This is a genomic window from Pseudomonas sp. AGC41, from assembly GCF_057334555.1.
Genome location: NZ_JBHFJB010000044.1, coordinates 33,296 through 47,638, shown reverse-complemented (window position 1 = coordinate 47,638; position 14,343 = coordinate 33,296). Strand labels below are relative to the sequence as shown.

The 14,343-nt window shown below is 64.3% G+C and carries 2 protein-coding genes; both read right to left on the bottom strand.

The features are described from left to right. Positions 1-8 precede the first annotated feature (8 nt). Positions 9-9,473 carry an amino acid adenylation domain-containing protein gene (locus ACE04F_RS08605; RefSeq protein ID WP_486105875.1) on the bottom strand — a complete coding sequence of 3,155 codons (9,465 nt, stop codon included), beginning with the start codon at positions 9,471-9,473 and terminating at the stop codon, positions 9-11. Between the two features lie 43 nt (positions 9,474-9,516). Beyond that, positions 9,517-14,331, bottom strand: coding sequence for an acyl carrier protein (locus tag ACE04F_RS08600; RefSeq protein ID WP_486105873.1), 4,815 nt, complete (start codon positions 14,329-14,331; stop codon positions 9,517-9,519). Between the last annotated feature and the right edge of the window lie 12 nt (positions 14,332-14,343).

The window sequence follows — 14,343 nt, the reverse complement described above, 5'->3', positions numbered from 1 at the left end:
ACTCATCCTTACTCTTCCATCTCTGATAACAGGCGCTGCATTTCGTCCAGGGCTTCGTCGGTCGAAGGCCCCTGGGGCTTTTCGATCTGCTCGGCGAGCGCGGCGATCGTCGGGTTCTGGAACAAGCTGCGCAGCTCAAGCTTGACGCCGAAGCGGCTTTCGACCTGGGTCATCAAACGCATCGCCAACAACGAATGCCCGCCCAGCTCGAAGAAGCTGGTGAACACACCGACTTGCGGCAACTCGAGCAGGTTCTGCCAGATGTCCGCCAGTTGCTGTTCCAGTTCAGTGCGCGGTGCCACGCCCTGGATCGCCAAGGGTTGCGGTGCCGGCAGTGCCTTGCGGTCGATCTTGCCGTTGGCGTTGAGGGCAAAACGCGGTTGTTCGATGAAGCCGGCCGGAATCATGTAGCCCGGCAACACGCCATCGAGATACCGACGCAGCGCCGCCTGATCGACCGGTCCCGGCGTTTGCAGCCAGGCGAACAGGCTCTGGCTGCGCGAATCGATCATCACCACGGCTTCTTCGACGCCTGGGTAACGACGCAGCAGCGATTCGATTTCGCCCGGTTCGATGCGGAACCCGCGCACCTTGACCTGGAAATCAGCGCGACCGACATAGGCCAGTCGCCCATCGTTGCGGCGGCGTACCAGGTCGCCGGTGCGGTACATCCGGCTGCCGGGTTCGCCGGCATAAGGGTCGGGCAAGTACGCCGCCGCCGTGATGGCGGGCGCGTGCTGATAACCACGGGTAACCCCGGAGCCGGCGATATACAGCTCGCCAGTGGCGCCCAGCGGAACCGGCCGGAGCATGTCGTCGAGCACGTAGCAGAGGGTATTGAGCAAGGGCGCGCCGATGTCGGCGACGCCGGACGGCACGTCTTGCAGCGCCTGGGTGGTCGACCAGACGGTGGTTTCCGTCGGGCCATAGGCGTTGATCAACGTCACGCCTCGGCCGCGCAATTCGTTCACCAGTTCACCCGGCACCGCCTCGCCACCGATCAGCCCACGCAACGGCGGCCAGTCAGCCTGGCCGGTCTCCAGAAGGATCTGCCAACCGGCCGGTGTCGCCTGGAACACCGTGGCCCGCCGCAGCAGCGCGAACAGCTGATGCCCATCGACCACCTGCTCGCGCCGCGCCAGCAGGATTGCGGCGCCGTTGACCAGCGGCAGGAACAGCTCCGGCTTGCACATATCGAAGGCGTACGTAGTGCTGGCGAGCCAGACATCCCCGGCACCAAGCGCCAGCAAGCGATCGAGACCGGCCAACAGATTGCTCAGGTTGCCACGGGTCACCTGCACGCCTTTCGGGGTACCGGTGGAGCCCGAGGTGTAGATCACATACGCGCGCTGCCGCGGGTCCACCGGCAACGTCAGGTTGGCGTCGCTGCTGGCGTCCAGCGGCAGTTGATCGAGCAGGACGTGATCGACGCCGGTCAAGGCCTCGGCACAGAAGCTTTCACTGAGCACCAGGGCCGGACGCGCGTGATCGATGATGAAACGCAGGCGTTCGCTCGGGTGTTGCGGATCCAGCGGCAGGTACGCCGCGCCCGCCTTGTGAATCGCCAACAGGGTTGGCAGCAACCACGGGCCGCGACTCAAGCAAACGGCAACCAGATCATCAGTGCCGACATCGCGCGCACGCAGCCAATGGGCCAAGCGATTGCTGATGGCGTTGAGTTGCGCGTAGTTCAGGTGCTGCTCCTGGCAATCGACAGCCAGCGCCTCAGGCGTCAGGGCGGCTTGCCGTTCGAAGCGGGCAATCACGTCCACCGCGGCCGTCAAGGATTGCCCGGGCCGGTTCCACGGCCGCTCGGCGAGCGCATGGTCGGCATTCGCCAGGTCGATGTCCCAGAGGCGCGCCTCGGGTTGCTCGAGCATGCCTTCGAGCAGGTAACGGAACTCATCGGCGTAACGCTGCGCGGTGTGCGCCAGGAACAGCTCGGTGTTGTATTCCAGCACGCATTGCCAATCCTCGCCCTGCTGCTCGATATGCAGGCCGATGTCCACCAGGGCGCTGGCGCTTTCGACGTTCAGGCGCTGTGCCGGCAACCCGGCGAAGCGCTGCTCGAGCGCTGCGTTGGCATCCCGCTGAATCAGGTTGAACAACGCCTGGAACAGCGGCGTGTGGCTGAGATCGCGGCGCACCTGCAACGCTTCTACCAAACGCTCGAATGGCACGTCGGCATGCTGTTGTGCCGCCAGGTGGGTGGCTTGCAATTGTTGCCAGAACTGCTCGACCGATTGTTGCGGGTCGATGTGGCTGCGCAGGACCTGGGTGGTGGCGAAGTAACCGATCAGGTTATCCGTGTGGGCCTGATGGCGATGGGCGACCGGCAGGCCGACCCAGATTTCGCGCTGTCCCGAGTGCCTGGCCAACAAGGTTTTCCAGGCCGCCAGCAACGGCGCGAAAGCGGTCAGGCCGTGGCGTTGTGCCGTTTCGCGCAGGCGCTGGACCAGCGCAGTCGGCAGGTTGAAGCGCAGCCGCTGGCCGTTGTAGCCCTGCTCGGCGGGCCGCGGCAGGTCGGTCGGCAGATTCAGCACAGGCGGCTCGCCCGCCAGGGCGTCACGCCAATACCCCAGCTGCGCTTCGATTCGTGCCTGCCCGGCCGGGCTCTGCCAGCTGGCCGCGATATCGGAGAATTGCAGCGGCAGCGCTGGCAGGCAAGCGTCGCGCCCTTCCAGCAAAGCCTGGTAGATCAGTTGCAGTTCGTTGAAGAGAATCTCCAGCGAGCGCGCATCAGCGATGATGTGATGCACGGTCACTTGCAACACGCTGCGGTCGTGGCCCTGGTACACCCGCACACGCCACAGCGGCGGCGCGGTGAGGTCGAACGGACGCTGCGCCTCATGGCTCAGTTTTTGGGTGAAAGCGCCCGATTGCTCAGCATTTTCCAGTGGCTCGAAGCTCAGCGGCATGACGTCGAGGGCCTCGACACGCTGGCGCGCACCCTCAGCTGTTTCGCTGAACAGCGTTTGCAGGCTGTGTTGACGGGCAACCAGTTGCGCCAGCGCCCGCTCCAGCACGGCCGGTTGCAGGTTGCCAGCCAGGCGCAGGGCCAGGGACAAGTGATAGGCCTGAGTATCGCCCTGCAGGCGATCAAGGAACCACAAGCGTTGCTGGGTGAAATGCAACGGTGCCAAGGGCTCTTCGAAAACACGCAGGATGCCGTCGGCCTCGGTGCTTGCCTGGGCCAGCGTAGCGGCCAGGTCACGCAGCAGTGGTTGCTCGAACACGCTGCGCAATGGCAGGCGCCGGCCATGCTGTTCGGCGATCCGCGCGACCAGCCGCGCCGCCAGGAGCGAGTGTCCGCCCAAGGCAAAGAAGTTATCGTCGGCGCCAACCTCGGTGCATCCCAACAGCTCCTTCCAGAGCTCGGCCAAGGTCAGTTCCCACTCACCCGCCAGCGCGCCATGCTGGCTGTCACGCTGTTGCGGTGCCGGCAAGGCCTTGCGGTCAACCTTGCCGCTCGGGCTCAACGGCAGCGTGTCGAGACGCACAAACTGACTGGGCAGCATGTAGTCCGGCAACTGAGCGCCAAGGGTGTCACGCAGCAGCGCATCATCCAGCGCGTCGCCAGCGTAATAGCCCACCAGGCGCGCCGACTCACCGCTGCCCAACAACACGACAGCCGCCTCGCGAACCCCATGGATACGAGACAACAGCGCTTCGATTTCGCCCAATTCGATGCGAAAACCCCGCAGCTTGACCTGGAAATCCAGGCGTCCCAGGTAATCGAGGCTGCCACTGCTGTTCCGCCTGACCCGGTCGCCGGTACGGTACATGCGCGCGCCGGCCACGAAAGGATCCGGCAGGAACGCCGCGGCGGTCAGGCGCGCAGCGGCAAAATAACCCCGGCCCAGGTTGGCCCCGGCCAGGTACAGCTCACCGGGAATACCAGCGGCCACGGGTTGCAAGTCGGCATCGAGAATGTACGCAGCGGTATTGGCCACCGGTTGCCCGATCGGCACCTCGGCGCCGGCTTCGTTGCCGCTGCGCACTTCAAAGGTGCTGTAGACGGTCGCTTCCGTCGGCCCGTAGCCATTGATGACCTCGGCGCCCCTGCCCTCGATGGCTTCGGCCAATGCGCACGGCAAGGCCTCGCCACCGGAGATGGCACGCACGCCTTGCCAACTGCGCCAGGTATGCGCCACCAGCATCCGCCAGGTGGCCGGCGTGGCCTGCATGACGGTGGGTTGCCCGGACAGCAACAACTGGTCGATGGCCTGCGGGTCCCGCGCCTGTTCGCGATCGGCGAGCAGGATACTGGCGCCTCGGGCCAGGGGCAGGAGCAACTCGACGATGGCAATGTCGAACGTCGCTGTGGTCAGCGCCAGGACCCGGTCCCGGGCCGTCAGCGGCAGGACCTGCTCGACCGCCAGCATCAGGTTCATCAGGTTGCCACGGCTGATCGCCACGCCTTTGGGCTGGCCGGTGGAACCCGAGGTATACAGCACGTAGGCGAGCTGACCGGCGACGCAGGTCACGGCATGGAAGGTGTCGGGTGAAGCGCTGGCTTCAATGTCGAGCAACGGCAGGCCGCTGTTCCACTGCGCCAACACACCGAGACTCGCTGCCGTGCCCAGGCACAACGTGGGCCGGGCCGCTTGGAGAATGTAGCGGCCACGCTCCGGTGGCGTGTCCTCGGCCAAAGGCACATACGCAGCGCCGGCCTTGAGCACGGCCAACATGGCCATCGGCAGGCGCGCGTCGCGGGGCAGGCTCAGCGCAACGCGGTCTTCGACACCGACGCCCTGGGCCTGCAACTTCGCCGCCAGCCGCTCGGCGGCCTGATCCAGTTCGGCGTAGGTCAGCTGTTCATTGCCTGCGACGACGGCAATCGCGGCGGGCTGGCGGGCAACCTGAAGCGCAAAGGCCTGGAGGATGTCCTGATGCCCCTTCACCGCACGACCATCAATCCGTGCAAGATCCCGCTCGGCCGGCTGCCATGCCAGCTCACCCAACGGCTGATCGGACTGCTCGATCAAGGCGTCGAGTAACGCCAGGTACTGTGCGGCCATCGCTTGCACGGTCTGTTCACGGAACAGATCGCTGCTGTACTGCAAGCTCAGGGTGATGCCGTGCTCGCTGTCGCGCACATCCAGGTGCAGGTCGCACAGCGCGCTGTCCGGACGGTTGTCCAGCGGTTCGGCAATGACGTCGGTGAGGTCGAAACGCTCCAGGGCATTGCCCGGGAAATAGTTGAACATGACCTGGAACAGTGGGTTGTAGCTGACCTGCCGAACCACGCCGAGCTGTTCGATCAGGTAATCGAACGGCAGATCCTGATGGGACTGGACCGACACGGACAGCGCCTGCAGTTCGCTCATCAGTTGCAGCAGGCTGCGCTCGCCGGAAAGTTTCCGGCGGTACACCAGCGTGTTGACGAAGCAACCGACCAGAGGCTGCAACACCGCATGGTGCCGGTTGGCCGCTGGAACACCGACCAGAATGTCGTCTTCACCGCTGCGACTGCGCAGCAGCAACTGGAAAGCGCTCAGCATCGGGATGAAGTTGCTCCAGCCGTGGCGAGCGCTGAAAGCCTTCAGGCGGGCCGCCAGGTCTTCGGGCAAGCGTCGCTCGACACGTCCTCCGGCCTGGCTGGCCTGGGCAGGCCGGGCAAAATCAGCCGCCAGGTCGAGCACCGGCAGTTCACCGGCCAGTTGCTCGCGCCAGTAAGCCAGCTCTTGCGCGCACGCCTTGCTGCCCATCCACTGGCGCTGCCAGACGGCGTAGTCAGCATATTGCATCGCCGGGGCGAGACGTTGAGTCGCCTGGCCCTGGCGGCGGTTGCGATACTGCTCGCACAAACCGTCGATGATCAGTTGCAGGGACCAGCCATCGGCAACGATGTGATGGCAGTTCAGCGACAGGACCAACACCTGCGGCGCCAGGCGATACAGCCGGGCGCGCAGCAACGGCGCCGCTTCCAGCGCAAACGGGGTCATTGCATCCTGACGCAGCCGATCGTGCAGCGCTTCCTCGCTCGCCACATCGATCACCGGCAAATCAACTTCGGTCTGCGCCAGGAGCACCTGGCTCGGCCCTTCGGCCCCGCTGACAAAGCCGCTGCGCAGCACCTCGTGCTGGTCGACTACCGCTTGCAATGCCGCATGCAGATCAGCGACATGCAACTCGCCGGTCAGGCGTACCGCGCCCGCCAGGTTGTACGCCGGGCTCTGCGGATCGAGTTGCTGCAAGAACCAGAGACGTTGCTGGGCAAACGACAGCGGCAGCTTTTCCGGTCGTGGCAGCAGGGTTGGCGACGGTTTTACCGCACCGGCCTGGCTTTCCAGCCAATCGGCCATGGCGGTGATGGTCGGACGCTCGAAGACCACGCGCAACGGCAAGTCCTTGCCTGTGAGTTTGCCGATCAGGCCAATCAGTTGGGTGGCCAGCAGCGAATGGCCGCCGAGCTCGAAGAAGTTATCCTCGACACCCACCTGGCCGAGGCCGAGTACGCTTTGCCAGGCTTCCACCAACTGCCCTTGCAATGCGCTGCTGGGTGCCACATAGCGGGCCTGGCTTTGCGCGGCGAAATCCGGAGCGGGCAAGGATTTGCGATCGATCTTGCCGTTGCCGTTGAGCGGGAAACGCTCCAGGAACACGAATGCACTCGGGATCATGTAGGCCGGGAGATTGCCCAGCACATGCTCGCGCAACGCCTCGATGCTGCACGCGACCTCGGCCACGACATAAGCCACCAGCACCTTGGAGCGCTGCTGGTCGTCGCGGGCCGTCACCACCGCTTCCCGCACCCCTGGGTAACGGGTCAGGCAGGCTTCGATCTCGTCCAGTTCGATACGGTGCCCGCGAATCTTGACCTGGTGGTCGGTGCGTCCGACGTATTCCAGATCGCCATTGGGCAGGAAGCGCGCCAGGTCGCCGGTGCGATACAGGCGCGAACCGTCGTTGGCAATCGGGTCCGGCAGGAACACCGCCGCCGTGCGCGCCGGGTCGGCCATGTAGCCGCGCCCGACGCCGACACCGGCGACGAAAATCTCGCCCACTGCGCCAACCGGTATCGGTTGCAGATCAGCATTGAGCAGATACAGGCGATTGTTCAGCGTGGCGCGCCCGATCGGCACGTTGATGCGTTGCTCCGGCAAGCGCTCCAGCAGCGGGTGGAAGGCGACGTCATCGGAGCATTCGGCCGGACCGTAGGCGTTCATCAGCGGGATTGTCGGATAGCGCTCGAACCAGCGTCGGGCCAAGGCTGGCGGCAAGGCCTCACCCGTGGCGAGCACCCAGCGCAGGGGCGACGTCTCGAGGCCGGCGTCGAGCAGGCTTTGCATCAATGACGGCACCGCTTCGAGGATGCTGACGCCGTGCCGGCCGATGGCCGTTGCCAGCGCCTCGGGGTCCTGCACCACACAGTCACCGAGAATCACTGTGCGAGCGCCCAGCACCAGGCCCGCGAGGGTTTGCCAGACCGAGATGTCGAAGCACTGCGGTGCGGTCTGGGCGATCACGTCATTTGCATCGAGCCCCAGCCCCGGCAGTTTGCCGAGAATATTGTTGAGCATGCCCGCCTGGGCCACCATGGCGCCCTTCGGCGTGCCGGTGGAGCCGGAAGTGAAGATGCAATAGGCCAACGAGTCGCCGCGTACCGCGATGTTCAGGTTTTCATCGCTGTAGCCGCTCAGCACCGAGGGGTCATAACGCACGGCCTTGGGCCGCTGTTCGAGCAGATCCAGTGCCTGCATGGCCAACTCGCCCTGCCCCGCGCTGTGCACCAGCAACGGCGTGCGGCTCTGGCGCAGCACCTGGGCCAGGCGTTGGGCCGGGTTGCGTGGATCGAGCGGCAGCCACCCGGCACCGGCCTTGAGCGTGGCGACGATCATCACCACCAGGTCCAGGCCGCGCTCATCGAACACCGCGATCAGATCGTCGCTGCTCACCACCTGTGCCCGCAGGTGCCTGGCCAGTCGGTTGGCGGCGCGGTTCAACTGATCGAAGGTCAGGCTGTGCTCGCCATGCACAATGGCAACGCGCTGCGGAGCCTGGCGAACCTGCTGCTGGAAGCGTTCGATGAGCAACGGTTGCAGCAGTTGTTCGTCGGCCGCCAGGCCCCCACCAGCCCAGACCTGGTGCTGATGGCGGATTTCACTTTCATCGAGCATCGCCAGTTGGTGCAAGGGCGTTGCGGCGTTCGCGCCCAGGGCCTGGCCCATGTTCAACAGCAGGGCACGGAAGTGCCGCAGCATCTGCTCGACTTCTTCACGCAGGAACCAGTCGGTCTGGTAGGTCAGTTGCAGGTGCAGGCGTTCGCCCGGCACGATGACCACGGTGATCGGGTAATTGGTGTGGGTACGGTTGGCCATGTCGCTGATCAGGTAGTCCAGCTGCCCCTGGCGAAGGTCGGCGGCGATGGGCGCGTTCTCGAACACGAACAGACTCTGAAACAGATCCTGGCGCTGGACGTCGCTCCAGCGCTGGATATCAGCCAGGGACACACTCTCGTGTTCACGCAGGCTCAGGTTCTCGGTCTGCAAGGCTTTCAGCCACGGGCCGAGCGCGTCATCCGGGCGCCAGCTCCAGCGCAGCGGCAAGCTGTTGATGAACAGGCCGACGATACTTTCCATACCTTGCAGGTGGACCGGACGACCGGCGACGGTGATACCGAACACCAGGTCGCGATCGCCGCTGTAGCGCGCCAGCAAAAGCGCCCAGGCACCCTGGACCAGCGTGTTAAGGGTCAGGCCGTGCTGCGCCGCAACGTTTTGCAGTGCCAAGGTCTGCTCAGGCTGCAGGAACTCGACACAATCCTCGACCGGTTCACTGGCGCCCTGGATGCGGCCGGCATGGCCGAAGCCGAATTCGTTGGGCGTGTCGAACCCCGCCAGGCGTTGCTGCCAGAAGGCCTGGTGATCTTCCGGCTTCTGGGTTTCCAGCCAACGAATGAAATCGCGATAGGGACGGGGCGCCGGGAGGTTCAATCGACGGCCTTCCTGGGCGGCGCGGTAGCCGTTGAGGAAGTCCATCATGATGATCGAGAAACACCAGGCATCCATCAGGATGTGGTGGTAGCTGCGTACGAACTGATAAGTGTCGGGCGCCAGCTTGTACAGCCTGACCCGCATCAGCGGCGCCTTGGTGAAGTCCAGCCCTTCGGCGCGTTCCGCGCTGAGCAACTGCTCCAGGCGCGCGTGCTGCTCGGCCTCGCTCAGGTGCGACCAATCCTCATAAGTGATCGGCAGTTCGACCTGCTTGTGCACCACTTGCATCGGGCGCTTCTGCTGCTTCCAGACGAAGGAGGTGCGCAGCAGTTCATGGCGTTCCACCACTTGCGCCCAGGCCTGACGGAATGCCGCCAGGTCGAGGTTCGGCATGACCATGACGTGTCGGTACTGCAGCAGATACATGCCCTTGCCCGGGTGCATCAGGCTGTGGAACAGCAATCCTTGCTGCATGGGAGCCAGCGGGTAAATAGCTTCGATATTGCGCGAAAGAGCTTTGACCTTGTCGTTCATGCTGACGGTATCCGAACCTGTAATGTTTGGGGACGCAGAGGTTTCACTGTTCGAGTTGTTCGAGCAGCCCCAGGAATTCATCGTCGGACAAGCCTGAGTCGGCGAAATCCGAAGCCGTGGCGCGGCCAACCGAGGGCGCCTGGCAATGTTCCAGCAAGGCTGTGAGGCGCTGCTGGAACTGCCGCGCCAACTCGCTCACCAGCGCCGGGTCATGGACCTGCGGCGCATAACGCCACTCCACGTGCAGTTGCCCTTCGTTGACCAGCGCCGTCACGTCCAGCCAATGCGTGCGGCGCGTGCTCTCGGCGCGCATGCCTGGACACACCGGTCGCGCCAGGCGCCAGAGGCGTGAAGCGCCGATCCATTGATCGACCCGCCCCAGGTAGTTGAACGTCAACAGCGAGGCCGCAGCCAGGCCGTGCGCCGGGTCCTGGCGCAACAGGCCGTAGCCGATGCCTTGCTCGGGTACGCGGCGCAGGGCTTCCTTGGCCGCGATTATCGAGGGTTCCAGATCCCAGGAAATGTCGACCGCCAGTGGATAGCGGCTGGTGTGCCAACCGATCGAGCGGGACAAATCGGGGGCTTGCTCCCAGCCGCTGCGGCCATGGCTTTCCAGCTCAAGGGTGACGCGCTCGCGACCCTGCCACTGGCCGATGACGCCGGCCAAAGCTGCTACCAGCAAATCCTGGACCTGGGTGCCGTAGGCCGCGTGGCAGTCGCCCAACAACAACTGCGTCTGCTCCGATGAGAGTTGCGTGTCCAGCGTGCGGCTTGCGCCGTAGGTATTGGCCTGTTCGGGGACGACGCCTTCTGCGCGCAGTTGTTCGTGCCAGTAATCAACCTGGGCCAGTACGGCGGGCTCGCGGCGGTGCTGCTGCAGGGCCTCGCTCCACACATGGAAACCCGCCGAGACGGCCGGCAACGCCACGTTCGGTTGCAGGTAGAGACGTTCCAGCTCTTCCAGCAGCACCTGCCACGACACTGCATCGACGAGCAAGTGATGCGCCGTGCACAGCAGCTCCCGGCTCTGGGAGAAATACACCCAGCGAATCAACGGCGCCGTTGCCAGATCGAAACCTTGCTGCCAGTGCTGCAACAGCGCTTCGCTCAGGGGTTGCTCCTCGACATGGAACAACCCGTCGACCTGGGATGGAGAGAACGCCTGATAGCGTTGTTGCCAGCCTTGCGCCGAGGCTTCGAAGATCAGACGCAAGCTGGCGTGACGCTGCAACAGCGCGCCCACGGCCTGGGTAAACCGCGCCGGTTCCAATGGCTGGTCCAACGCCAACAGCAACGACTGGTTCCAATACCCGGGCTGGCTTTGCTCTTGGGCGAAGAACCATTGTTGGATTGGCGTCAAGGCAAATGCGCTGGTGGGCTCGAGCTCGGATGGCTTGGCACCCTCTTTCGTCGCGCCCAGGTCAACCACCTGTTCGGCCCAGCCGCGCACGGTCGGGAACTCGAAAATCTGCTTGGGCTTGAGTTTCAGGCCCTGCTGCTTGGCCCGGGCGATGATCTGCAGACTCAGGATCGAGTCGCCACCAACGCTGAAGAAATTGTCATCGACCCGCAGCTCGGGGTTATTGAGAATCTCCCGAGCGATGTCGAGCAAGCGCTGTTCGAGACTGCGCTGCGGTGTCTGCACCACTCGCGCCAAGGCCCGCACGGTCTGTTCGGCGAACAGCTGCTTGGGCGTCATCAGGATGTTCTGCTGGCGCGCCAGGGCAATGATCTGCAAGCCGAGGATCGAGTCGCCGCCCAGGGCAAAGAAGTTGTCATCGGGCCCCAGGTCGGAATTGCCGAGCAGCCCGCGCCAGATGTCCAGCAGTTCGCTTTCGACCGCGTCCAAAGGCTGACCGAGGGAAGTCTTCACCGGTGCTTGGGCCGGCGCCTGGTCGGCCCGTTGCAGCAATGCCCGGCGATCGACCTTGCCGTTGGGCAGCAAAGCGAAACCCTCGAGACAATGCCACTGGGCCGGTTGCATGTAGTCCGGCAGCTGCGCTTGCAGGGCAGCTTGAATCTCTGGCAGCGCGGCCGATGACGCGACCAGGAACGCCACCAGGCGGTTCCCCGTCAGCGGCAATGGACTATTCAGCACCTGTACATCGCTAACCTGCGGCATCGCCCGCAGTCGTGCCGCGACCTCCGCCGGCTCGACCCGGTAGCCGCGGATCTTGAGCTGCTCATCGAGCCGGCCGAGAAACTCCACCTGCCCTTGATGATTGAGCCGCACCCGATCGCCAGTGCGATAGCCATGGGCGCCGAAGCGGGCGCGGTCGGCATCGCTCGCGCTGAGATAACCCAGCGCAACCGTCTTGCCCTGCACGCAGAGCTCGCCACTCACGCCTATTGGCAGCAGCCGACCATCGGCGGAACGGACGCTGACCTGGACATTGGGCAGTGGTCGACCCAGCGGCGCCGCGCCATTCATATCGACCTCATGGGTCAACACCCCGACGGTGGTTTCACTCGGGCCGTAGTGGTTGACGATGCGCAGGTCCGGCTGCAATGCGCGCAAGCGCGAAACCAGCTCCTGGCCCAGGGCCTCGCCGCCGGTCACCAGGCACTGGCGCGGCAACAAGCGCTGCGGATCATTGGCGACCAGCAAGGCGTTGAGGTGCGACGGTACGATTTTCAGCAGGTCCACGGGCTCGCGCTCAAGCACCGTAGCCAGCTCCTCGGCATCGAAGGCCAGTTCCTCGGCCAGCAAGCGCAGGCGCCGACCACTGAGCAATGCGCCAAACAACGCCGTGTGCCCCAGGTCGGTGGCGCAACTGGCCAGGCTTGCAAGGCTGGCATCGGCGGACAGGTCCAGGCGCACAAGGCAGCCGCTCACGTAATGGATCAGGTTGGCCTGGCTGACCGCCACGCCCTTTGGCCGTCCGGTGGAGCCTGAGGTGTAGACGACGTAGGCCGGCAGGTCTGCGGCCACGGCTGCGCGCAATGGCGATTCGCTGGACAACGGTGCAGTTGGCAGCGACAGCCACCGTACCGGTTCAGGCAGCCATTCGGGACGCTGGCCCTCGCCCACCCAGACCCGGGGCGTTGCATCCTCGCAGATGTCCTGCAAACGCGACTGCGGCCACTGTGGATCGAGGGCCAGGTAGGTGGCGCCGCACTGCCAGGCCGCGAGCATGTGCATCACCAGTTCGCGGCTGCGGGGCAAGCACAGCGCGATGCGTGCACCCTCCAGGTTCGCGCCTGCCTGCAAGCGCTCGCCACGGGCAACCACCGCTCGGCCCAGTTCGGCATAGCTCAATGTGCCTTGTTCGTCTTGCAGGGCAATCGACTCAGACTTGTGGGCGCACTGCTGGGCGAACGCCTGCCAGGCGTTGCTGACCGGGACCGGCATGTCTTTGCCACTGAGGATCGATTGGTGCGCGGACGGCAGCCAGTCGAGCTGGGCAAAAGGTACGTCCGGCTGTTCGATGACCGCGTGGACCAACGCAACGAACTGGTCACAATAACCCTGGACTGTTTCGTGACGGTACAAGGCCTTGCTGTAACGCCACCGACAGAGGAAACCTTCTTCGTCATCCACCACGACCATGTTCAGTTCATGGGCCGCTCCACGCTGTTCCGACAACACCGGATCTACGTACTGATGAAAAGGCGCAGTCCGTTCCTTGTTGAGCGTGAACATGTGCTGGAACAGCGGCGCCTTGCCCGCCTGACGCTCGAGGTTCAACTGCTTGACCAGGCGCGAAAACGGGTAGTGTCGGTGCGCGAGGGCCTGCTTGACGGTGGCGTCTACCTCGCGGGCCCAGTCACGACTTGAAAGGTCTGGCTGCAAGCGACAGCGAACCGGCAGCGAGTTGACCAGATAACCTGGCAAATTGAGGTGTTCGCGTCGCAAGCGCAGACCGCCGGCCGTACCCAGAACAAAATCGTCTTGCCCGGACAACACCCCGAGAAACTGTTGAAACAGCGAGAACCACCAGACGTAAGGCGTCACGCCCCACTCGCGGGCCCGGGCCCTCGCCCGCGTCGTGGTGGCGGGGTCGAAGCGAACCGGCAGCTCCATTCCTTCAAATGAGCGGTTACCGCCAAAGGCGAAATCCGTCGGCAACTCCAGCGTCGGGGCTTCGCTCAGTTGCGCCTGCCACCATGCCAGCTCCGCAGCTTCAGTCGCCTCGCTACGCACGTGCAGCTCACTGTTGTAGTTGCGATAGGCATCAGGATTGATTGCAGGCAACGGCTGCCCATCGACCTGTGCGAACAGCTCGTTGAGCACGATATGGAACGTGGCCGGGTCGGCAGCGATGTGATGGATCACCAGCAGCAGCGTGAGCTCGGTATGACCGTCCCGGGCGTTGCTCAGCACCACGCCTCGGCTGACTTCCCCGGTCTGGAGATTGAAAGGCCGGTCGGCCAGTTCGGCGATGCATTGCTGCAAGGTATCGGTGTCCGCCGCCTGCAAGGCCACCCACTGCAACGGCTGGATATTTTCGCTACGACTCCACTGCACCAGGTCGCCGTTGCGTTCACCGTACGCCGTGCTCAACACCGGGTAACGCCGCTGAATCGTGGCCCAGGCGTCTTGTAGGCGCCGGGGCAAGTCCTGCGTTACGAACTGCGCCTTGATTCGTCCTGCGTAAGCAAGGTTATAGGCACAACTGTCGGGTTCCAGCCGCTGAAGAAACCAGAGCGCCTGTTCATTGTCGGTCAGTGGCCGCGCATCAAAATAATCGGGATGCAGGGCCAGCCATTGCAGCACCTCGTGCTCTTGCGAACGGAGCTCAGCTTCAAGTTCATCCGTCAAAGCCCCTTGCGACCCGGGGACGATGTCCAGTTGACCTTCGGCTTCAGATAGGCGAATTCCACGCAGCCAGCAGCGATGCATCAGGCGATCGAGCATTTGATGTCCTTC

Excerpts from the sequence above, each read along its gene's own strand:
- ACE04F_RS08605 (WP_486105875.1), bottom strand. The coding sequence starts at position 9,473 with ATGAACGACAAGGTCAAAGCTCTTTCGCGCAATATCGAAGCTATTTAC.
- ACE04F_RS08600 (WP_486105873.1), bottom strand. The coding sequence starts at position 14,331 with ATGCTCGATCGCCTGATGCATCGCTGCTGGCTGCGTGGAATTCGCCTA.